We start from the raw sequence: 22860 nt of genomic DNA, 5'->3' as shown, positions 1-22860 counted from the left end.
GATAAAAGGTGTATCGCTTCAGGGCTGCTGCTGATTGACCTCAACAGCCATCGGCTGGTGACCATCCCAGGGGGTGACCGCGCTTAAACCAAACCAGTCGCCGGACTGCGGATTAGCACTACCATCGCGCGAAATGCGCACCCTGACCTGCACCTGATGCTGCGCCGAAAGCAGGCGATCCGGCATCATGGCGTTGCTGTCATCCAGCGTAAGCGATAGCGGGAAGTGGCTGAGCGGTAAACGCTTTACAGCCACAGGCACCGGTGAAACACCGTCAGACACAGAAATATACAACACTCCGCCCGGCGGTAACATTTTTTCTGCCTCTGGCGTTAAGCTCACCGTCAATGCCAGCTGGCTATTTTGCTGTCCCGCGTCGGTTTTCGCTTGTTCAATACTGCGCTCTATCATGGTAATGCGTCGATCGCCGGCCGGCAGCAGCTTCAGCATCACCTGCCATGCGCCAATCGCTTCGCCATACTGCTGCTGCTCAAAGGCATTGAACGCCAGCAGACTGAGGGTGCGCACGTTGCTGTGGTCGCGCTTCAGCAGGTCTTTCAGCAGCATATTGGCCTGGCGGTTATCCTGCGGATCGCTGGAGCGCGTCAGCACTTCGGCATAATCCTGCTGCAGTTCAAGGTTGTCCGGCGCCAGCTGCAAAGCGTGCTCAAAGGCCTGGCTGGCATCGGTGGCGTTGTTCAGCACCATGCCGAGGCGGCCCAGCATCGCCCAGTCATTGAGGTTTTGCGGATCGTTTTGCAGCGAGGTGCGCAGGCCGAGCTGCAGACGCGCCAGCTCTTCCATGGTCAGCGGCTGCGCATTGGGATCCATCACCCGCGCGCGCAGCGCCGGGTACTCCTGCTTCACGCTCTGCCAGCCCGCCAGCTGGGCGAGGCCACCGGTTTTCAGATAAACGCCCACCGACACCAGCACCAGCACGATCACGCCCGGCAGCAGCACCCAGCGGCTGCTGTGATGCGCGCGGGCCGCCGCGTCGCCGGGCACGTCGGTCAGCAGCGTTTGCTGCAGTTCGCGCACCATCTCCGGACGTTCACTGACCACGCCCTCGGCTTCATCATGCTCCAGCTCGCGCAGGCGCTGCTGATAAAAATCGGTATTGAGACGATCGCGATCGCCGCTGCTGGCCTGACGCTGCCGCCAGCCGGCACCGACAAACAGCGCCGTCGCCGCCGCCAGTAAAATAATCAGGGTAATCCAGAATCCAGTCATTACGGCTTCCCGTCACGCTTCAGAATCGCCGCAAGGCGCTGTTGTTCATCGTCATCCAGCTCGCTGCGCGCGTTGCCGCGTCGGCTGCGCAGAATAATAATCAGCCCGCCGAGCACCACAAACAGCGCCGGCCCAACCCACAGAATCAGCGTCGATGGCGTCACCGGCGGTTCATAAGTGACGAAGTTGCCATAACGCGCCACCATGTAATCAATGATCTGCTGGCGGCTCTGGCCCTGCTTCATCAGCTCATACACTTTCAGCCGCATGTCGGCGGCAATCATCGCGTTGGAGTCGGCAATACTGTTGTTCTGGCACTTCGGGCAGCGCAGCGATGCGGTGAGCTCGCGATACTGCTCCTCCTGCTGGACCGAATCGAACTGATAAGTATCGATCGCGGCCCACAGGCTGGTGCTCAGCAGCAGACCCGCGAGCAACATAAGCAGCTGTTTCATACGCCGGCCTCCTTGCTGTATTTCTGCCACAGCGGCTTCACCTCTTCATTCCACACCCGGTCGTTCATGTCGCCGGCGTGGCGGTAGCGGATAATGCCGTGGCCATCAATCAGGAAGGTCTCCGGCGCGCCGTAGACGCCGAGATCCAGACCGAGCATGCCGTCGCCGTCATACAGGCTCAGCGCATACGGATTGCCGAGCGTGTTAAGCCAGGTGACGGCTTTGCTGCGATCGTCTTTGTAATTGAGGCCAACCACGCGAATGCCCTGCTCCGCCAGCGTGTTGAGATATTGATGCTCGGCGCGGCAGGTCGGGCACCAGGTGGCCCAGACGTTCAGCAGCAGCGGTTTGCCATCGGTCAGCACCTGCTGGTTATAGATTTTGCCCGGCTGATCCAGCGCTTCGAGTTTAAACACCGGCACCGGTTTACCGATCAGCGCCGATTCGAGGCGCGTAGGATCGTCACCGCTGGCGTTGCGCGTCAGCTGCCACAGCAGCGCTGCCGCCAGCAGCAGAAACAGGACTAAAGGAATAAACAGGATCTTTTTATTCATGCCAGTTCCTCGCGCTGCGCTTTTTTGCGCGAGCGATAGCGCGGATCGAGCAGGCACAGCAGGCCGCCCACCGCCATAAACACGCCGCCGAACCAGATCCAGCGCACAAAGGGTTTGTAATAAATACGCACCGCCCAGGAACCGTCATCCAGCTCTTCGCCCAGCGCCGCGTAGAGATCGCGCGTGAAGCCGCCGCTGATCGCCGCTTCCGTCATCATGGTGCGCGCTGCGGTATAGAAGCGCTTCTCTGCATGCAGCACCGCTTCTGGCTTACCGTTGCGTGTGACATCGATAATCGCCACGCCACCGCTGTAGTTGGGGCCCTGCAGATTGTGCACGTCGCGGAAAATAAAGTGATAGTTGTGGATATCCACGCTGTCGCCGGCCTTCATGCGCACGTCACGCTCAACGCTGTATTGGGTGCTGAAGGCAATGCCCACCACCGTCACCGCCACGCCAAGATGGCCCAGCACCATGCCCCAGTGGCTGCGCGACAGATGGCGCAATCCCGCCAGAAAACGGTGCCGATGGGTAGCGCGTTCGTGCAGCTCCATCAGCGTCAGCAGGATCACCCAGATGGCCATCAGCAGGCCAATCACCGTCATCGCTTCAATGCGATCCTGCAACAGCCACGGCAGCACGATCGACAGGATCAGCGTCACCAGCAGACCCACACCGAGCCGCTTCCACAGCTTTTGCGGCTCATCGCGGCGCCAGCGCACCAGCGGCCCGATGCCGAGCATCAGTGCGAACGGCGCCATCAGCCATGTGAACATGGTATTGAAGAACGGCTCGCCAACCGAAATGCTGCCCAGCCCGAGCTGTTTATGCACCAGCGGCAGCAGCGTACCGAGCAGCACCACCAGCATTGCGGCAATCAACAGCACATTGTTCCCCAGCAGGAAGGATTCGCGCGACCAGGCTTCGCTCTGCACGCGGCTGCGCACCTGGCCCCCTTTCAGGGCGTACAGCAGCAGCGAACTGCCGATGACAATCACCAGGAAGGCGAGGATAAACATACCGCGCGCCGGATCCGAGGCGAACGAGTGCACCGACACCAGCACGCCCGAACGCACCAGGAAGGTGCCCAGCAGACTTAATGAGAACGCGGTAATCGCCAGCAGCACCGTCCATGACTTGAAGCTGCCGCGTTTTTCTGTCACCGCCAATGAGTGCATCAGCGCAGTGCCGGCCAGCCACGGCATAAAGGACGCGTTTTCGACCGGATCCCAGAACCACCAACCGCCCCAGCCGAGTTCGTAATACGCCCACGCGGAACCGAGCACGATACCAATAGTCAGAAATACCCATGCCGCAGTGGTCCACGGACGTGACCAGCGCGCCCAGGCAGTATCCAGCCGGCCTGCCATCAGTGACGCGATGGCAAAGGCAAACGCCACCGAGAAGCCAACATAGCCCATATAGAGCAGCGGCGGATGGAAGATCAGCCCGATATCCTGCAGCATCGGGTTGAGGTCGCGCCCATCAATCGGGAAGTTCGGCAGCGTGCGGGTAAACGGATTCGAGGTGAGGATGATGAACAACAGGAAGCCGAGGTTGATCATCCCCATCACCGCCAGCACGCGCGCCAGCGCATCCTGCGGCATGCCGCGGCTGAAAATCGCCACCGCTAATGTCCAGGTGCTGAGCAGCAGCACCCACAGCAGCAGCGATCCTTCATGCGCGCCCCAGGTGGCGGCGATGCGGTAATACACCGGCAGCAGCGAATTGGAGTTAGTGGCAACGTAGCCGACGGTAAAATCGTTGACCACAAACGCGTGCACCAGCACGAGGAACGCGGCGGCGATGCACAGGAACATGCCCCAGGTGAGCGGACGCGCCAGCGCCATCAGCCGGCCATCCTGACGCGCCGCGCCCCACAGCGGATAAATACTCAATAACAGCGCTAAGCCCAGCGCCAGACACAGCAGAAAGCTGCCAATTTCCGGCATCATGATTGTGTACCCGCCTGCTGATAGGCCGCTGCCGGTCCGTTATGATTCTTCTTCATTGCGTCCTGAATTTCCGGCGGCGTATACTTCTCATCGTGCTTCGCCAGCACCTCTTTGGCGTTGACCAGATTGCCGTCTTCCAGCACGCCCTGCGCCACCACGCCCTGCCCTTCGCGGAACAGATCCGGCAGAATGCCTTCGTAGCTGACGCTGACCACGCCGTTGGCATCATATAGTTTGAACGACACCGCCAGCGTTTTCGGATCGCGTTTGACGCTACCGGGCATCACCATGCCGCCGACGCGCAGGCGCTGACCGGCCTCTGGCTTCTGGTGATCCTCACCTTTGCCGTACAGAATTTCACTCGGGGTGTAGAACAGGTCGATGTTGGAACGCAGCGCGTACATCACCAGCGACGTGGCAAGGCCTAAGCCCACCAGCACCGCCACCACCACATACAGGCGGTTACGACGACGGATATTCACACGGACTCTCCTGCTGCTTCACTGGCAGCTTGTTTAGCTTTTGCCGCGCGGATGCGGCGCTCGCGGGACTGACGCTGGCGAATCTCTGCCAGCAGGCGGCGACGGAACAACACGGTGTGCAGCACCAGACCGATCAGCGGAATCAGCGTAAAACACACGGCCAGCCAGACGTAAAAGGCATAGCCGCCCATGGCGAAAAACTCGCTCCACGATGAGAAGGCAGGCGTCATGCTTTGCGTCCTCCCTGCGCCACGTCAATCGCCCACGGGCGGTGACGTTCGGTAAACAGAATCAGGTTGCGCAGACGCATCAGGGTGAGCGCACCAAACACCAGCAGATAGCCGAGAATCGACCAGCGCAGCGGCGTGCGCATGCTGGGATCGATCGCCTGTTGCAGAATGCCCGACGAGCCCTGATGCAGCGTGTTCCACCACTGCACGGAGAAGTGAATAATCGGCAGGTTAACCACGCCGACCAGAATCAGGATGCCGGCCGCGCGTCCGGCGGTGCGGCGATCGTCGAAAGAGTGATAGAGCGCAATCACGCCCATATAGAGGAACAGCAGCACCAGTTCAGAAGTCAGACGCGCATCCCAAATCCACCAGGTGCCCCACATCGGCTTGCCCCACGCCGAGCCGGTCACCAGTGCGATAAAGGTAAATACCGCCCCCACTGGCGCCATCGCCGCAGCCGCCAGATCGGCCATTTTCATCTGCCACACCAGACCGATAAAGGCGGCGATGGCCATCGAGGCATAGACGCCCATCGACCACATCGCCGCCGGCACGTGAATGTACATGATGCGGAAGCTGTTGCCCTGCTGATAATCCGCCGGCGCAAAGCCGAATCCCCAAATCCAGCCGAGCAGCAGCGCGCCGACGCCCAGGACTGCGAACCAGGGAATCAAGCGACCGCATAGCTGGTAAAGCCGCTCAGGCTTTGCCCACTGGTGTAACCATTTCCACATTGACATTGCTCACACTAAACAAGAATTCGGATGGCGGCCTCTCTGCCGGAGGCCCGCCTTAATGCAGACTGATGCGCAGCGCGGCAGCAGTCGCAAACGGCGACAGCGTGGCGCTGACCGCCAGCATGGCGCCGAGAATCGCCAGATAACCGCCGATCGGTAACCCCTGACCGGCCGCATCAATTGCCGCGCTGGCAAAAATCAGTACCGGTATCGACAGCGGCAACACCAGTAAACTCAGCAATACGCCGCCGCGCCGCAGCCCGACGGTCAGGCCGGTGCCAATCGCACCGAGAAAACTCAGGGTTGGCGTGCCGATTAGCAGCGTCAGCGCCATTGCCCGCCAGCCAGCAAAATCCAGCGACAGCAGCAGCGCCGCCAGCGGCGAGAGTAAAATCAGCGGCAGCCCGGTAATCAGCCAGTGCGCAATCACTTTGCCCAGCACGGTGATTGGCAGCGGCGTCGGCAGCAACAGCAGCTGCTCCAGCGATCCATCAAGAAAGTCGTCGCGAAACAGCCGCTCCAGCGCCAGCAGCGATGCCAGCAGCGCGGCTACCCAGGCGACGCCGGGCGCGATGCGCGCCAGCTGCTGCGGCTCAGGGCCAATGCCTAACGGGAACAGCGTAATCACGATGAGAAAAAACCACAGCGGATTAACCACTTCCGCGCCGCTGCGAAAGGCAATCTTTAACTCACGCTGAATAACCCGGCCAAGCATCACGCCCACTCCGATGTAAGACGAATTTTGCGCACGCGCGCATGGCTGTCCGGCAGATCCTGATGGGTCGTCAGAATCACCACGCCACCGTTATCGGCATGATCGGCGAAGCGCGCCATTAATTTTTCCACGCCGTGTTTGTCGATGGCGGTCAGCGGCTCATCCAGAATCCACACCGGAGCCGGGCTGAGCCACAGTCGCGCCAGCGCCACGCGCCGCTGCTGCCCGGCAGAAAGCTGAGCCACCGGCACCTCTTCATAACCCAGCAGATTGACCTGCTCCAGCGCGTCATACAGCGTGTCTTCGCTGCGATCGCCGTGCCAGAAATGCAGATTCTCCCGCGGCGACAGCACCGATTTCACGCCCGGATGATGGCCGAGATACAACAGGTTTTGCTGCCATATTTCGCGCTGCCGGCGAATAGACTGCTGTTGCCAGCGTACTTCGCCCTGCTCTGGCCGGCTTAACCCAGCCAGCAGTCGCAACAGTGAAGTTTTGCCTGCGCCGTTGGGCCCTTCGATTTGCACCACATCGCCCGCCTGCATCTGAAAACTCAGTCCGTGGAACAGGGTTCGCTCATCGCGAACGCAGGCGAGATTAATCACTTCGAGCATAGAAGGGAGATTCATAGCAATAAATGAGGCGGGAATAATACCACACTCAAACCAGGGGCCGAAGTCTGCGCGCAAGCTCCCCCTTCCCCCAAATGAGGTATTCATGCGCATCAGATCAAGAAAGCGCTCAAAAAACCACCTTTGCTAATCTCTTGTTACTCTTAATTTGAATCTTTGTAACATTTCGCCCTTGCTAAAAACGTCTACGCTTATTACGCACTGGCATTATCACCGGGAGAAAAAATGAAGCCATCGCCATCAAATAACACGCATGACAATGACGTGGATAGTGAAGAAAAAGAACAGGGAACGGATATTGAAGTGGACGAAGACGCCCTGCCCTCGCGGGCTGCGGCGATCCATGAAGAGATTCGACAGGACGGCGAAAAGGAGCTGGAACGCGACGGCATGGCGCTGCTGTGGTCAGCGATTGCCGCCGGCTTATCGATGGGTGCCTCGCTGATGGCGAAAGGCATTTTTCAGGTACACCTCGCTGGCGTGCCCGGCGCCTATCTGCTGGAGAATCTCGGCTACACCTTTGGTTTTGTCATCGTGATTATGGCGCGCCAGCAGCTGTTTACTGAGAATACCGTCACCGCCGTACTGCCGGTGATGCATAAACCCACCGGCGGCAATTTTATGCTGCTGCTGCGGCTGTGGAGCGTCGTGCTGATCGGCAATTTGATTGGTACCGCGCTGGGCGCGCTGGCGTTTAATCATATGCCGATTTTCGATGACGCCACGCGCCAGGCCTTCACCGCCATCAGCGAAAAAGTGATGGAGCACACGCCGGGTGAAATGTTTGCCAACGCAGTGATTTCGGGCTGGATCATCGCCACCATGGTGTGGATGTTTCCTTATGCTGGCGGCGCCAAAATTGTGGTGATTGTGATGATGACCTGGCTGGTGGCGCTGGGCGATCTGGCACACATTGTGGTCGGTTCGGTTGAAGTGCTGTATCTGGTGTTTGCCGGCACGCTGCCGTGGCAGGAGTTTTTGTGGCCGTTTGCACTGCCCACCCTGCTGGGCAACATCACCGGCGGTACACTGATTTTTGCCCTGATCAGTCACGCGCAGATCCGTAACGATATGAGCGAAGCGGCCAAAGCCAAAGCGCGAGCCGAACAGAAGCGTAAAGAGAAGCAGGAAAAGCAGGAAAAGCAGAAAGATCAGGAAAAAGCGTGATCGCCACCGCCTGATTGCTGACACTTTGAGCAAACAGGCGGCCTACGGTTAAAATCCCCTGCACGGTGCGCTATACTGCGCGCCGCACGTCTCCTTAGTTAAATGGATATAACGAGCCCCTCCTAAGGGCTAGTTGCAGGTTCGATTCCTGCAGGGGACACCAGTAACGCCTCTTCTGCTTTGGTTTACCGCTTCGCTTATTGCTCATCTCCCTCTGCCACCTCAATGCTGTTTTTCATCTGCCACAAGGTGTAAATCTGCGATCGCAGGTGCTGTTCGAGCTGGCGGATAAGCTGCTGCCGCTGGGGGGCACTGGCTGGTAGCGAGTGGATTTGCCGCAATTGTTCCTCAATGGGCTCAGCCTGCTGAAAACGGGTCATCATGCCAAATACCGAGGACTTCAGCTCACTCACCGTGATGTATTTGCCTTTTTGCTCATCCAGTCCATTCAGCCGCTCGCTTAACTGTGCCAGCTTCATCATCCCCTGATGCCAGGCCGCAAGGTTTTGCGCTGGCAACGTGCTGGCCTCAAGCTGATACTGCCACCGCGCAGATAACGAACCCGTCTGTTCGGGCCACAGCGCCTGCGCCTGCTCCACCAGCTGCTGGCCATACGCAATATTCCAGTCGGGCGCGAGTTGCTCCAGGCGAGATAACTGCTGCTGCGTGTCGGCGATCAAGGCTGATGGTAAGGAGGTCCGCTGCCGCAGCACATCCCGCTGCTGTGGCGTGAGTGTGGCGGGCACAGGACCCAGCGATGCCACCAGCTGAGCCTGCAGTGGATCGGGCCGGTGCAGATATTGCCAGCCGCCCACCGCGACCACGCTGATAAGCAGCATGGTAAACATCCCGGCACTGAAAAATTGCCAGTTATTACGACGGGCCAGCGCCGCTGTCTGCACCTTTATCTTCGGCTGATGTTGCTGCTGCGCGACATACACCCATCTGGCGCTATGAGGGGTTTTCGTTTCATGCGGATGTGCGGATATTGCCCCGTCATCTATCGTGGTGCCGGGCAAGATGTCGCTGGTCGTATCGTCACGGCTTTCCAGCCTGGCGGCACTGTTGTGCATCAGAGCACGCAACGTATCAAGCTGGCTAAGGTGTTTAAGCTCCAGCCGCTGTAACACGGTCCCCAGGCGGGTAAGCAGTTGTTCAGCACGATAAAGCTGACTCAGATCGTCATAATTCAGGGAAAGGGTGCGCATCTGCTGCTGCACGCGCTGGCTCAGGCTGGTGAGAATGTCCATGCGCGCGTGGATCGGTTGCGGCCACAGCACACCCCACTGATGGCTCACCAGCGCTTCCAGTAGCGCCAGACCTTCATTCAATCCGACCAAACCAGCCAGTTGCAGGCGGGCAAGCGTGAACCAGGCCGCGGTCTGCAACTCCACTCCGTTTTGTTCGAACAGAGAAAGGCAGCGTTGTTCAACATAAAGCCAGTCTATATCTGGCCGTGCCGGATGGGTCAATTTGCTCAGCTCTTCACGCAGAGCAGCATAATCCGGCAGCTTACGCGGGTCGCTGCCGGTTTTAATTTTACGTTGGGAAAGATTGTCCATGGCCAGATATCCATATGGCGTAGTTGAAGCAGTAGCAATTATTATTTATGCGGCTTAACTTTCTGCATACTCAAGGGCTTGCAAATACTGCAAAGCTATCGGATCTGCAAGGTATTCCACCAGCTCATGATGGCGTTCCACTTCATCGATAATGCGACTGAGTACGATGCGGAAAAACTTTTTACGCAAGTGGATCCTGTTAATCCGGTAACTTTCCAAATAGTCATGCAGGATATTTTCAAGTGCGGGTGCGTCATCGCATGAACTCATAGCGTGAACATCAAAATAAAAAGGTACGGCAGTTCCGCTCGTTTTTTTACGCGCTTCTTGGGTTTCAGTCGTCATTTCATGCCAATTTTGAAGACATTTTCACCGAAGGATCCAATATTCGAAATCATATACACATGTCCCTGTTTTGGAAGCTGAACCATAGATTTGACACGTTCATATTGCTGGTGTACCTCCTGAATTTTCTGCTCCAGCGCCAGGCGCTGTCTTTCCAGCTCTTCCCTGTGGGCACCTTCGGCAGCGAGCAGGGCTTCTTCCTGTAAACACTGCTGCTCAGCAAGGCGTTACTCTTCCTCTTCCGCTTCGCGCTGTTGCTGGTCCAACTCATCCTGACGCTGTTTCTCTTCCCGCATCTGATGCTTAATCTCAGCCTGATACTCTTTGTCTTCCTGCGCTTTTTCAGCAGGACAACTTTATCCAGAAACTACTGCCTGACGCCTTCCCAGGCAGCATTATCTTCGAGTTCCAGAAAGGTGATTTTCTCACTAAAGGCAGAGTAAGCCTCTCTTTTCCTAATCAGCTGGTCGCATTTACTTTGCCAGTTATTCTTACGAATATTTTGGGTTCGGCAATAGCAATGCGCTGCATTTTTCATCCATTTTTAAAGTAATAGTGACAACCAATGAAGGGAATGATTAGTGCTTACTGATTTAGATATTTTTACAAGTTTTCCAATCAAAATCACCACCCCCTCTAAAATTCTGTTTAGGATAGTTATCAGGCAGCGTCAGGGACCATCCTTTTAGCCTTGATACGCAAACAACAACAGGAAAAAGGGAATAATCTATTGACTCACTAATGAACTGAGCTTTACCTATATTGCTCAGGAATTTATCACCTCGATTCCAAATTGCTTTTCTTAGTCGAATATTCCACTCTCGATAACTTATGCCAGCAATATATCTCCCTTGTCCATTTTCGTTTGTTTTCTTCCAATTAACCTCCCCACCATCACTTAAATATTGCCATATTGCATAGCGCTCAAGTTCAAATTGACTGGGTAATTCACTGGCGTGTGCAGAATTAACATGGTCAAGCAAATGCGGGTCTGCCAGCAACATAGCCATTGCTTTATGCATATAACCAAGCATGATTTCAGGATGCTCCGGCAATCCTTCTTCAGCATTAAACAAACTAAGATACGATAAATAAAGTGCATCATTTTGTACTGTTCTTCCGTTATCTTTAGCTGTTGCAACTATTTTTGCAGCACGATATTGCAAACTCCCCCAGGATTCTGCGCCGCTGATTGGTCTGTAACGATGAGGATAAAGATTTCCTGTAAGGAATCCTTCTGCAGATTTTAGATCCCCGTTGTCCATTGCTGAAACTGCCCGAGCATGATCGGAAAGTGTCAATGTATTATTTTTAATATTTTTTGCAGTATTGATTATAGGTATGCATCCGGAAGACATAACACTAGAAAACACCACAAAAAAAGCAGAAATCGTGACCCTTTTAATTTTATTCATGAGCTCCCCTTTACTTATATATATATTGCGTTGTTATTTTATATGGTTCAAGTGTAAGCAAGACAACTGTGCGGCCTTTTTCGTAGTCGCTCTGCCATTTTGGGCAATTTGTTATTTTGCTAACATCCAGTCCTTTATTATACCACTCCTTCTGTTTTCTCTTACATTCAGAAAGGCTTTTATAAAAATTCCTCTTGTCAGTAACTGTCTCTTCTTTATTTTTAGCCAGACCATATTGCTTTTCCAGAAATTTAGTTTGTTTTTGATAAATCTCAAGCCCCTCTTTTCCATTATCAACTATCGCTAATTTATTTTTGTTATCATGCTGTTCATCGACTGATGCTGTAAATACGGCACCTATCAGTCCGGCTTTCTTATCAAAATATAAAATCACATGCTGGAATTCATTAGCATTCAATTCAGATGGTTCTACCTCTGCAGAGATTAGGTTAGGATCCATCCCTGCGTAGTTAATACCCTGGACTTCTAATGAGTACAACGGAATATTCCTTGCCTCATCGTAACTCATACCCCACCTTAAATTGTATGGCGCTGATGGTTCACCATCGTGATTAACACTGGCAACAGCGGCTACAAATATAGACGAAAGGAAACACGCCCCTACTATCATTAACTTTACTTTTTTCATTACCATCTCTCTTTTTAATACACCTATTTGAAATCACCTATCATTCAACAATGAATGCATCAGTGATCAACTTTTATAACATCAGTCCTTTTATCAGCCACCAATGATGAGTTGGCTACTTTAATAATTCGGACATCAACCGGGGCAAGACGGTCCTAAGCCACTATATTTCTGACATCCTAATCACAATACATGCGCCACGATAACAACATACTGGCGCAGTGGTTACTGAGTAAAAACATTAATATTAAACCCCATAAAATTGATTAAATATTCAATCTCTTTGGGTTATCATTGCCATCTGATAGGTCACACTTCTTTCAATTGGTTAAATGATTCACTTTGGCGAACAGAAATACCTTCAGGTTTCAGGATAGGATTAACACAGATTTGCTTGCTATATCTCCAATGCGTCAAATACTTTCTCATCACTAAGGAAATCAGCGCAATTTCATTTCACATCATTAAATTATAATCAATAAAATAGCACCCCCTGTTTATTGGCATGGATTTGCACTCGTGAGTGGCGACAAAAAATTAACAAGGCATACATTATGATGGAAATATCAGCACCTGACCTATAATGAAAAAAATAACAGTAGATGCTGACGAACGGCTTGCTACAGCAAAGGAAATTCAACATATAGTTTTGTGTATGTATTACTAATTGGCTCCATTTCCTGAATTCTGATGTCATTTTTTTAACACGTAAGGTCCGGTCGTATTTAGCCATTTTGATAATTCATGGGATGTCCTAATCATGCCCATTGCACGACATCACTTGCTGCCAGTTTTTGTTACGGATATTCATTCACTAACCGGGCTAAACTCTGGCCTGGTGAGCAAGATACTTCTGCTGCTTAAGATGCCTCAACAGAACCCGTCCCTCGGGCATAAACTCGGTGCCATAGCGTACGAGGCCAATGCCTTTCAATTCAGCATCAATGGCATAACGCAACTCACCGGGGACATTCTGCTCCAGTAGCACCACTCTGATGCTCTTCAGGCGCGGCTCATACCTGAGCAAAACAGCAGACAGGGTGCCAATCAGCTCATGGGCAGTACCCGGCATGCCCTGCAGGATTTTGGTCATATCGGGCAGACCATAGTCTGGCAGATGCGCCAGCGTGCCGGCGCGGCAGTTGAGGATGCGCTGCATGTTATCGAGCACGGACAAAATCACCTGATTTTGTTCGCTGACCTGATCGAGAGCCAGGCCACCGGTGAAGTTACCGGTGAGCATTTCATACAGCGAAGGTGTGTTATGTCCCTGGGGCATCAGTCGTCCTTGAGCGGTTGTAGCGTCAGATGGTTGTTCCCGGCTTCCAGAATGCGCGGCTTATCCGGGTCAAGGTCTTCACGCCCTATCACCAGCTTCCAGGTATTGTTAACCCTATCCGGATGGCGGAACAGCCCTGCCACGGCGACAAACTGCGCATCTTCTTCCATTGGCATATCGAGGTTCGCATCACCGCCAGGTTTTACTACTACATCCCGGGTCGCCAGCAGATCGGCTTTCAGGATGGTGTCGCCATCCCTGAGTAGCTGCTGATAGATCGTTTTGTCGAAGGTTTTACGGTCTTTCAGCTGCCAGACCCGAATAACCACCGGCTCAGACAGCGAGTTACTTTCACGGGAATCGGTGTTAAGCGCCTCACGAGCGGTGAAATCCAGGTGCAGCACCTTAATCTTTTTGTAAAACATGGCGTTAAATGCCGATTTAGTGCCATCGGTGATACCCTGCGTCACCCCACACCCCGTCAGGCTGAATGCCAGTAGCGCAGGTAGCCAGCATGCGGATTTAATCAAACTTGTACGTAACACGTCGGTTTCCTTGTTGTGATGATTCAGGCTCCAGCCCGGCGTAATAACCCAGTTCCGTGGTAAAGGTCTGCGGAATATCCTCCGGGAGATCTTCATCTTGCGCGCCCAGTACGCCATTCATCCCCAGCCAGAATGGGCCTTCGCCGAGTGGCGGTGCAGCCAGCAGGCGGGTTCGGGTGGTCAGGGTGATTTTTGCTTTAAAACGCCAGCCGAGATACACCCGCAGCATCACCAGAAAGTCCTGATATAACAGGCCATCCGGTTTCCAGCCCTGTGATTCCTGCTCGTTATCGGTGGACAGAGCAATCAGCAGCTGGCTGTTGGCATCCATCGCCTCTTCGCCCAGCGGCGTGTTGCCATCCAGCAGAAAATCGTCATCACCGTAAAAGCCCAGCGGCTGGCTGACAGCTACCGGTCGCAGGCAATACGGGCTCACCTGCACCGTCGTGTCGGGTGCCAGCAGGCTCACCAGGGCCTGCATCCCCTCCTGGGTTTTACCTGGCTGCTGCAGCACACCCAGCAGCGCCAGAAATCGGGACACCGGGGTGGCGATGTGCTCTGCGGTGCCCGGTATCCCCAGTCCCACCAGACCCAGCAGTGACTGCGTGATAGCGTCAGTACCGCCGGGCTCAAAGGTGGCCGGGTAGGAGTATTTACGCCAGACACGGTAAAACTGCGTCAGGATACGGTGGCTGAAGATATCCAGAAAACCCTGCAGCGCCTCATGCCCTTCGCGACGCTGAGTGATGTCGTCGAGATAGGCGGTCGGCAAAGGGGAATCAACTCCGTACATCCCCATAAAGGTCGTGCGGATGAGCGGTGGCTTGCTGTCATCCTCCTCGTCATATTCGACAGCCTTTATTTCGCTGGCCGGAAATCCCATCCCCGGATGTGGCGCAAACCGCACCGGGTCATCCACCGGGTGGCTGGTCGAGCCCATCAGCGGCCTGCCAGGATTACGCTTCTCCAGCAGCTGGCATAAGCGGTAAAAGTTGATACGGTGAAGGTCGGCTTCCAGCCGCGGGGTCAGCCGGGAATGCGGCGGTTGTGCTTCTCTTCCCATTCCAGGCGCTCTCCGGTCGGTTGCAGGATGATAATCAGGCGGTTGAACAGATAGATATCGGTATACAGCGCAAAGAAACGGCTCAGCATCTCGCCGAACAGACAGATGTCGCCGCGCCCGGCAAAGCCGTGACTGTCCAGCGTCACCTCAATCTGCACACCGCGTACCAGATAGCCCTGCTCGAAACGCTCGGTTTCGCGGTGCTTAACGTCAATGATGGCTTCCAGCCGACGGCGGTTCATCTCACTGTCGGTCCATTCGTACAGCGCCAGCGTCCCGCGTAGCACGTCGGCATTGTCCATCATCGACAGGAATCCGCTGCCGAGATGGCTCAGCACGCGCCAGTGGAAACGGTCCTGCGCCGGTGGATAACAGGGTAGTGTCGGCGCACATAGGTTACGCACGGCGATGCTGGCTGAGGTGGTTTTCATCACCGTATCAAGCACCGTGCTCTGCAGAGCACGTCGTGGCAGTTGGCCATTGGTGCCAGTGAGCGTCAGCGACAGGCTCTCGTCTTCCGGCACCGTGTGGTTATCAAACGCTTCACCGCCAAGGATAAGCCAGGTGTTATGCAGTCCGGACGGACCGCGACGTACGCGAGTGTGGTAGTAATATTCGGGGGCCTGATGGCGCATCATGCCGCCTTTATGGCGAAAGCTCGAAAACGGCACGTAGCTATGCTGGCTGGATGACATCACCGAATCCACCGCATAAATCTCGGTATGACCATCCTGCACGCGCATCGGGCGCAGCATGTATTCGGTCTGCAGAGAGTTGAGCGTCAGCGGGTCAGATTCCAGCGGGAACAGGTTAATCACCGGCACACAGTTCAGGCGCAGATGTTTTTCGGTAAAGCTGAAGTCATGCTCCCAGCGCTCCGCCAGCACCACGTCGATTTCAAACCATGCGAGCTCAGCCGGAAAGAACACGGTCTCCAGCCCACGCAGGCCCGTGAACATGAATTTCTCGCGGAAGGTGAAATACTCCAGCAACAGCTGATAGCCGCTGAAACTGCTGCTGCCCTTCGGCCACAGGTCGTCGTTATCGCCAAAGCCCAGCGCGGTGAAATACCCGTCGAGCGGTCTTGTGTCGATGTCACCCGGCAGGCGCAGCCACAGGCGGGCGACATTCATGGTGAAGGCTTCATGCATGGCACAGGCCAGCGGGGCGTCTGCATTGAAGTAGAATGGAAGCTGGCTGAGATCGACACGACTCCAGTCGGCAAGATGGCTGCAGTTAAAGCGCAGCGTGATGACCGAACGGCCATCCGGATCGGTCGCCAGTCGGGCTCTCTCAAGCGACAATGGCTGAAGGGTAATCTCTTTGGTTGTAGTGTACCGGCAACGCGTGCCCTTCTCGCCGATCGGCCGCGAGTTCACCTCAAAACCTTTGACGATGCGCATCGGCTCTTTCATCTCGCGCCAGTCAGGGGTGAATTCCACCACCGACATGGACGGAATGGTACGCAGGTAATGTGGCCACAGCAGGCTGACCAGCCCTTCGGTTAATTCGGGCAAGTCATCATCGAGCTTCTCGCGCAGCCGGCCCATCAGGAAGGCAAAGCCCTCAAACAGCCGCTCCACGTACGGGTCGCGCGCTCCCGCTTTCTCGAGATTGAGCATTGCCGCCTGCTCGGGGTGAGCACGCGCAAACTCTTCACCTGCTTCCAGCAGGTAGCGCATTTCAGCGTCGTAATAACGCAGGGTTAAATCATCCATAAAAACCTGAATATGTGTGTTTGAAAGGTATGCCTGGCGTTTTAGCCGCAAAGCACTGCGCTGCTGGCCGGATCGAGCGCAATCAGACCCGCCAGAAGCTGGTCCATATCTGGCTGTAACCGTAATTTATCGGTTTCACTGCGTGTGGCTTTCATGCGTAGCAGTCTGAGGCGGCGCGATTTCACTTCAAACAGCAGTGCCGGTGCCCACTGTGTGAGGGTGATGGACTGTGCGGCACTGTCGAGCTCTCCCAGCAGATGCAGGGCCAGTTCATTTTTGCCCTTCTGCTCGGCCACGCGGGCCATCAGCAAACGCAGCAACCATTTGTCTTTCGCGGAATCCGCACCCGGGCGCGTCTGGAGCCAGCGAAGCGTGGCATCCAGACCGTCGGTGTCCGCTTTATCCAGCGCTTCCGGCTCGAGAGCCAGGATATCGTTATCTGTTTCACCGGCAGCACTGACCGGCTCATCCCGCCAGCCGGACATATCGTCCAGTACGTTCTGATTTATCCAGTTCAGCGTCACTTCATCGGCAAACGGCGTACCGTCATTAAAGGCCAGGGTTTCAAGCCCGGTAAGGCGACGCAGTAATCCTTTCAGGTCGGCGGCGATGATCCCGGCAAGCACCTCATGCCCCGATTTCATCAGCGCCTGGTGGATATACCACTGCAAATCCAGCCAGAGGTGATTGGCGCCACGCGAGAAGGTACTGTCCGCCTGCTCCAGTATCTCCAGCCAGCTCTGCTGCAGGTACAGGCGTTTGAGCATGGCACGCTGGTCTGCGCGAGGCGGATCTATGCGGGTTTTGCCTTGTGCATCTGGCGCAGGAATGCTGTGCAACGTGTCATGACGCAGGCTTTTCATCAGCCGGTGTGCGGCAAGCCAGCCATCGGGTTGCTCACGCAGATATCCGGTCAGGGTGCGGGCCTGGGCCAGTAAATCCTGACCGGAGGTGATGCGGCTCAGCACTGGCGCATCTGGCTCCGTCACAGGCGTGGAGATCTGTGACGGAGCCTTATCACCTGCGTTCTGCGGTACCACGGCATCCACACCACCGGCCTTCATCAGGCGGGATTCCAGCGCGCTGTACAAGGCATTCAGCTCTGGCCGCGATGCTTCCGGCTCTGTATCCAGGCTGTCGCGCAACAGCAGCAGCGCACCGGCAGTGCGCAGTGCATGGTCGCGAATCACTTCCGGCCAGAGTGACAGGCTGTCCAGAACGCGGGAGCTTGCGAGCCACTCCAGCGCCGGTTTACGGCTCCGCTCGCGCTGAGGATAAAGCTGCGTGCCATAGCGCTGCAGCAATCCCGCCAGCAGCTCAAGTCCTTCGGCAAAACCGGCTTCGCCGTCCTGGTGCAGGCGCGCCCAGCAATAATAAGTTGCAATGCGGATATCTTTGGCCGCAGTGGTCAGCAGTTTTTCGGCAAGCGTACAAATCAACCCGGTATCAATGCCGGAGAGCTTATTGACCTCTTCGCGGATACGCTGAAAATCATCATCATAGCCCGGGTCTTCACCGGTCGGACTGGCGCCACTTACCGGCACAAGCCAGGGCTGCCAGTTTTCCGTGCGCGTCTGCGCCTGCTGCCGCAGCTGAGTTTCGTCAGCCTGACAGGCGGTGACCAGATTCTGCAGTGTGCTCATTCTTCGACCTCCTCCATGTCACTGTTTGCGGTGTCAGCCATCAGCGCCTGCGCGGTGGCTGCGCTGTCGACACTGAATATTTGATCCGGCAGCGTGAAACCGCGCAGATCCAGCAACGCCAGCGGACCTTTCCCGAGTTGTGAGCGCAGCACCCACTGCAAAGTGCGACCGTCCGGGGCAGTAAAGCTCATCATCCACTGGCTGCGGTCAAGCTGCTGGCGTTTGCCCTGGTCCAGCCAGCGAATAAAGCCCCAGGTTCCGCTGTAATCCCCGAACAGACGCGCACCGGCGTTGACTGAGGTCCAGGTCAGCATCGTCCCCGGTTTGTAAGTGTCACCCGGCCAGCGGAAGCTCTGCCAGTCGGCCATCTGGTTGAAGTAATGCAGCTTTTGTCCATCAATAATCAACTGGGTTTCCACGACCTGCGGTACAGGACGCGCCTGCAGCTCAAAGCTGATGCCCTGGCTGCCATCGGTGAACAGAATGTCTGACAGCTGGCTCAGCTGATTAATCGCCCGCAGCAAGGCCGGGTTAAAGCTCAGCCCCTGGCTGTTGACCTTATCCGGCACCCACTGGCTGCCCTCTTTGTGCAGCACTCCGTTGAGCTCTGTCGTCAGGAAGCGCTCGATACGCCCGCTGTCCTTACGCACAAATTCAGCCAGCATGGGTAAAGAGGCATCACTTTTGCTGGCGGCAAACGGGAAACGTCCGTCAAAGGCAGTTTGCCAGTTGGCGACAATCGAGCGGCTCCATTTATCATTCAGGCTCGCCGCCGACGGCTGAAGCACGGTCTCCCAGGCCTGAGTCAGAGGCTGGACAAACATCGTGCTGCCAAAACCACTCCACTCTTCGCCCAGGCTTGCCGAAATCAGACTGCCGTACTGCTGGGTGTCGGTCAGATCCACACTTTTGCCCTGGAACACGGTCTGCGCCAGAGTCTGCATCATTGCCTGCGGATCAGAGGCGCTGGCCACCTGCTGCAGGCGCAGACGCACGCGGGTGATGCGGGTCAGATACGTCTGCAGGCTCAGTGACGTGTCCGCCGACATAACGTTGCTGCCTTTGTTTTTACCTAAAAGCTGAAGCAGTGGGCCAAAGGTGTCATCCAGCGGGCCCTGCGGCCCTGATGCAGACTGGTCAATCGCTGGCTTGTCCTGTCCACTTACGAGATCTTTAGCCGATTTGATAATTGAATCCGAAAGACTTTCGCTGTGCTGGCCGGTCTGCCCCTGCCAGGCAATGGTATTCATCAGGGCAATCAGTGGCGACTGGCGGACATCGCTCATCAGCGTCAGCTGGTCGGTAACGTCTGCGATGTTGTTCGCAGGATTAAGTCGCAGACTGTTAAGGAAGCTCAGCCAGCTACCGGCAAAGTCGGTGAAGTAACGTTGCGTCAGACGTGCTTGCAGGGCCTCCGGCGACAGATCTGAGGAGACCGCTTTCCGGCTGTCACTCAGCACCCAGTCAATTTCATCCCGGCGGGAGTTGGCGGCCTTTTCGATAGCCTGCTGAATACCGCCCTCCCACGCCTGACGGGTGAACATGCCCGGTACCACTTCATCAGTGGTGAACAGGCGGCGGGCATCAGTACCGCTGGTCATGTCTTCCAGCGACACATCGGCAAAGTTACGGCGCACCGATGTGAGCATGTTTTCATACAGCGTGCTTTCGGCGTTACGCCGGCCAATTTGCTGCAACAGCACCTGGCGGCTCTGGCTCACCAGCTGCGCATCCGGGGTGATTTTCCACTGTGGTTGCCCGGGCAGTTCGTTGATGTAGAAAGCCCACAAATCCGGCGCCAGGCTTTGCCACAGGCCGGTTGAGATGCCCTTTCGCGTCGGCTGTACAGTTTTCATGGTCTGGGCGTAATACGCGCCATCGGCTTTATCCGGACGCGCCATCATCAGCCAGGCCTTCAGCTGGTCATAGCCCAGCGTCGCCAGCTGAGCGCGCCGATCGCTGTTCGGTTCGGAATTCACCAGCGCATTGAGTTTTTTTGTCAGCGCAGCACTGGCCGGATCGCGGATCAGGCGATTGTTTGCCACGCCATACCAGGGCAGCAATGCCTCGAGCAGCTGCGGGTTATGGTCCAGGCCAAAACGCTGATACCAGGGAGCGCCTTCCTGAATACGGTGCTGCAGGCGACCGGCATGATTACGCAGCGTATGCAGCGCCGTCAGCTGGTTATCCGATACCGAAGGATGCTCCACCAGGGCATGGGCCTGCTCAGCAACAGAAACGATCTGCTGACGGTTGACCGCGAACGACAGCAGCGTTCCCGCCCCCCAGATACCCATGATGGCCATCAGCGTCCAGGCAAGCGTCTGTTCCCAGGCCATACCGACTCGGCGGCCACGAACACGGGTACAGTCGTCCACGATACCCCGCCAGGTCACCGGCAAAGTCAGCGCATGGCGTTGTGATTGCGGGATATATTTCTCAGCGTCGGCTGTTCCCTCTGTCGGATGAATAGAGTGACTGTCCGGCAGGCTGAACATCAGACCACGTAGCGGAACGCGCTGCTGAGAGGCTGCCAGCCATGGCACCAGTTGCTGAGCCCAGCGGGCGATACCGCCGTCTTTGAGGTGCTGACCCAGGCGCAGCAGGAAGTCGTGGCCGTTGTTCTCAGCGACCTGGCTCACCCCCTGCGTCCGCAGGTCCGACAGCATCCGTTCAAGCTGACGACAAATATCGTCAGGCTCAGCACGCAGAGGAAAAGTAGCCCCTACCGTCTGTTCAGTGCGTTTTGCCTGCGACCAGGCGCTGTCGCACAGCTGCCACAAATAAACCGGGGCGGAATAGCGCAGCAGTTCGCTGATTTTTTCCAGGCCGCGTAAATCGTTGTCGCTGATTTGCGGGGTCAGATTAAACGACTGCGGCATGACGCGGACAATCCCGTCCAGCGGACGCCCGCGGCGCAGTTTACGCAGCGCAGCGTATTTTTCCTTATCGGGTTCAGCAGTCAGGCTGCCGCCATAAATCAAGACCGTGCGGTTGCCTTCCAGCCACTGGCGGGCTTGCAGGTTGGGCACCAACTGAGCGATGGCGTTTTCATCGCCTGTGACTAACAGCAGGCGGACTTTACTTCGCCAGAAGAGGCTATAACGACGACGGAGATGGTTGCTGATGTCCGCCCTGAGCGGCAGACGGAGCGTTCTTTTCTTTTTGACCGGTCTGGAAGAAGCCTCTCCCATTACTTTTTCCCGAATCATTAAATGAAACGCGATAAACCCCAGCACCAGTACGCAGAGCGACACTCCCCAGACAACAAAACAGGCCGTCATGATTCGACGTATCACGTCCCATTCCGTGGAGAGATCTTCCCCCCAATACCACCACAGTAACCCACCTGCCAGCACAAGTAGCGTGACAGTAGCAACAAACAACACCGCCGTGGCAAACACCGAAAATTCAGCGGGTTTATTTTCCTTCACCATAAGGTTTAATAATTCCAAGAGCGAGAGTATGTAGAGGATCTTTGGCTATCCAGCCGCAGGGTTGTTGATAATTTTTTGCGTAAAGAGCCGCCAGAATCAGCACGATAAGCATTTCCATATCACCGGGGTTCCCCCAGTTGAGGTCCTGAACGTGATGGGTCACATTCCAGCCGCTTTGCGCCAGGGTGGGCAGCGCCGGCTGTGAGAACAGGATGCAGGTGTCATGCGGCGTTTCGAGGTCGCTTTGCTGCTCCGCTCGTTCGCAGACTGCGGTTAAAACCTCTTTCCCGGCGATATCGTAGACTTCCCCCCGGGTGAGGCTGACCAGCCCTTTCTGCGCAACCAGACACAGTGCAGCGGACTCACCGGCAGGCTGCGCAGAATTAAACGAGGCAGCTATCGAATGACACCCGGCGACCAGAATGGCCTCTGTTTCAGGAAGCGTTTGAGCCGTTGCGGCAAGTGCAGACAACGTCTCTTCGCCTTGCCATGTCTCCGGTTTTTCAGGAAGCGCCACGTCAGGAAATGAAACCTGCATTTGGCTACAGAATGCACGCCAGGCATCCAGAGAACCCTGCCAGTAGCAGCGCCATAAGTGTGGCAGAGAGGAATCTGCGCGCTGCGTCCGCCATTGCAGCACCAGCATTTTTGCCAGTAAAGCCTCGCGCTCAGCCACCGTATCGACCAGCGTTCGACCGATACGCAGCGCTTTCCCGCTCGTCTCATTTTTTATCTCAGGAACCCGATGCTCACGCTTTAGCAGCCGCAGCCAGTGTGGCGTATCGGTCCCGCCCGGGCCCAGCAGCACCATTTCACTGAGCGCGAAACGGTTCTGATGCCGCTCCCACCAGGCCTGCTGCTGCTGCTCAACCAGTTGTTGGTAATACCGGGCGTTATGGGCCGACGTCCGGTAATACAGCAAACGTATTAACCAGAGCACGCCCATCAGAATCACCGCGCCAGCCATTCCTTTTATCACCAGTCCGGCACCGCTCCCGGCAGGATGAAGCAGCGCGCCGCCTCCCCCGCACAGCAACACCATCA

Annotated in this window: 20 protein-coding genes, 1 tRNA gene and 1 pseudogene; 2 read left to right on the top strand and 20 right to left on the bottom strand. The window is 55.9% G+C overall.

Annotation, left to right across the window (positions count from 1 at the left end):
• Positions 1-18 precede the first annotated feature (18 nt).
• The 9 genes from ccmI to ccmA are packed head-to-tail and all read right to left on the bottom strand — an operon-like array spanning position 19 to position 6975.
• Positions 19-1230 carry a c-type cytochrome biogenesis protein CcmI gene (ccmI, locus tag E7738_RS01470; protein WP_394516021.1) on the bottom strand — a complete coding sequence of 404 codons (1212 nt, stop codon included), beginning with the start codon at positions 1228-1230 and terminating at the stop codon, positions 19-21.
• Positions 1230-1685: a cytochrome c-type biogenesis protein gene (locus E7738_RS01465; RefSeq protein ID WP_021509148.1), complete on the bottom strand. Its 456-nt coding sequence runs from the start codon at positions 1683-1685 to the stop codon at positions 1230-1232. Before E7738_RS01465 ends, ccmI begins: the two co-directional genes overlap by 1 nt.
• Positions 1682-2239 (bottom strand): DsbE family thiol:disulfide interchange protein, encoded by a 558-nt coding sequence (locus E7738_RS01460; protein WP_010617464.1) that lies wholly within the window; start codon positions 2237-2239, stop codon positions 1682-1684. The genes E7738_RS01465 and E7738_RS01460 overlap by 4 nt, the downstream gene beginning before the upstream one ends.
• Positions 2236-4194: a heme lyase CcmF/NrfE family subunit gene (locus E7738_RS01455; protein ID WP_058769877.1), complete on the bottom strand. Its 1959-nt coding sequence runs from the start codon at positions 4192-4194 to the stop codon at positions 2236-2238. The genes E7738_RS01460 and E7738_RS01455 overlap by 4 nt, the downstream gene beginning before the upstream one ends.
• Positions 4191-4676: a cytochrome c maturation protein CcmE gene (gene ccmE, locus E7738_RS01450; RefSeq protein WP_021509145.1), complete on the bottom strand. Its 486-nt coding sequence runs from the start codon at positions 4674-4676 to the stop codon at positions 4191-4193. The genes E7738_RS01455 and ccmE overlap by 4 nt, the downstream gene beginning before the upstream one ends.
• Positions 4673-4906, bottom strand: coding sequence for a heme exporter protein CcmD (gene ccmD, locus E7738_RS01445; RefSeq protein WP_031280028.1), 234 nt, complete (start codon positions 4904-4906; stop codon positions 4673-4675). Before ccmD ends, ccmE begins: the two co-directional genes overlap by 4 nt.
• Positions 4903-5643 carry a heme ABC transporter permease gene (locus tag E7738_RS01440; RefSeq protein WP_031280027.1) on the bottom strand — a complete coding sequence of 247 codons (741 nt, stop codon included), beginning with the start codon at positions 5641-5643 and terminating at the stop codon, positions 4903-4905. The genes ccmD and E7738_RS01440 overlap by 4 nt, the downstream gene beginning before the upstream one ends.
• Positions 5644-5701: 58 nt before the next feature.
• Positions 5702-6361 carry a heme exporter protein CcmB gene (gene ccmB / locus E7738_RS01435; RefSeq protein ID WP_058758454.1) on the bottom strand — a complete coding sequence of 220 codons (660 nt, stop codon included), beginning with the start codon at positions 6359-6361 and terminating at the stop codon, positions 5702-5704.
• A complete protein-coding gene (ccmA, locus tag E7738_RS01430) occupies positions 6361-6975 on the bottom strand; it encodes a cytochrome c biogenesis heme-transporting ATPase CcmA (protein WP_394516020.1) in 615 nt (204 codons plus the stop codon). Before ccmA ends, ccmB begins: the two co-directional genes overlap by 1 nt.
• 243 nt (positions 6976-7218) lie before the next feature.
• On the opposite strand from ccmA, the gene E7738_RS01425 reads away from it, so the two are divergent.
• On the top strand, positions 7219-8160 hold the full coding sequence (locus tag E7738_RS01425; protein WP_394516019.1) for a formate/nitrite transporter family protein: 942 nt from the start codon (positions 7219-7221) through the stop codon (positions 8158-8160).
• Positions 8161-8248: 88 nt separating this feature from the next.
• Positions 8249-8323, top strand: a tRNA-Arg gene (locus E7738_RS01420).
• 34 nt (positions 8324-8357) lie between these two features.
• Here E7738_RS01420 and E7738_RS01415 read toward each other — a convergent pair.
• From E7738_RS01415 to E7738_RS01365, 11 genes and pseudogenes are all read right to left on the bottom strand, one after another.
• Positions 8358-9722, bottom strand: a complete 1365-nt coding sequence (locus E7738_RS01415; RefSeq protein WP_394516018.1) for a VasL domain-containing protein — start codon at positions 9720-9722, stop codon at positions 8358-8360.
• 54 nt (positions 9723-9776) lie between these two features.
• A pseudogene (locus E7738_RS01410) lies at positions 9777-10557 on the bottom strand (GIY-YIG nuclease family protein); the annotation flags it as partial.
• A gap of 103 nt (positions 10558-10660) precedes the next feature.
• The gene (locus tag E7738_RS01405) at positions 10661-11425 is read right to left on the bottom strand and encodes a transcriptional regulator (RefSeq protein WP_394516322.1); all 765 of its coding nucleotides are present in this window, start codon (positions 11423-11425) and stop codon (positions 10661-10663) included.
• Between the two features lie 67 nt (positions 11426-11492).
• Positions 11493-12131: a hypothetical protein gene (locus E7738_RS01400; protein WP_394516017.1), complete on the bottom strand. Its 639-nt coding sequence runs from the start codon at positions 12129-12131 to the stop codon at positions 11493-11495.
• An 823-nt stretch (positions 12132-12954) separates the two neighbouring features.
• Entirely contained in the window at positions 12955-13410 is a 456-nt protein-coding gene (gene tssE, locus E7738_RS01395; RefSeq protein WP_394516016.1) for a type VI secretion system baseplate subunit TssE, read from the bottom strand.
• Positions 13410-13955, bottom strand: coding sequence for a type VI secretion system lipoprotein TssJ (gene tssJ / locus E7738_RS01390; RefSeq protein WP_031280024.1), 546 nt, complete (start codon positions 13953-13955; stop codon positions 13410-13412). The genes tssE and tssJ overlap by 1 nt, the downstream gene beginning before the upstream one ends.
• Complete coding sequence (gene tssG, locus E7738_RS01385) at positions 13933-15018, bottom strand: type VI secretion system baseplate subunit TssG (protein ID WP_394516015.1); 1086 nt, start codon at positions 15016-15018, stop codon at positions 13933-13935. The genes tssJ and tssG overlap by 23 nt, the downstream gene beginning before the upstream one ends.
• On the bottom strand, positions 14982-16736 hold the full coding sequence (gene tssF, locus E7738_RS01380) for a type VI secretion system baseplate subunit TssF (RefSeq protein ID WP_394516014.1): 1755 nt from the start codon (positions 16734-16736) through the stop codon (positions 14982-14984). Before tssF ends, tssG begins: the two co-directional genes overlap by 37 nt.
• A 41-nt stretch (positions 16737-16777) precedes the next feature.
• Positions 16778-18379, bottom strand: a complete 1602-nt coding sequence (gene tssA / locus E7738_RS01375; protein WP_021509127.1) for a type VI secretion system protein TssA — start codon at positions 18377-18379, stop codon at positions 16778-16780.
• Positions 18376-21816, bottom strand: coding sequence for an ImcF-related family protein (locus E7738_RS01370; RefSeq protein ID WP_031280023.1), 3441 nt, complete (start codon positions 21814-21816; stop codon positions 18376-18378). Before E7738_RS01370 ends, tssA begins: the two co-directional genes overlap by 4 nt.
• Positions 21800-22858 carry a hypothetical protein gene (locus E7738_RS01365; RefSeq protein WP_081035989.1) on the bottom strand — a complete coding sequence of 353 codons (1059 nt, stop codon included), beginning with the start codon at positions 22856-22858 and terminating at the stop codon, positions 21800-21802. The genes E7738_RS01370 and E7738_RS01365 overlap by 17 nt, the downstream gene beginning before the upstream one ends.
• Positions 22859-22860: the final 2 nt, after the last annotated feature.

This window comes from Pantoea sp. SGAir0430, from assembly GCF_043549295.1.
Note: the sequence above shows the minus strand (reverse complement) of the source record. Positions and strands in the feature narration are given on the sequence as shown.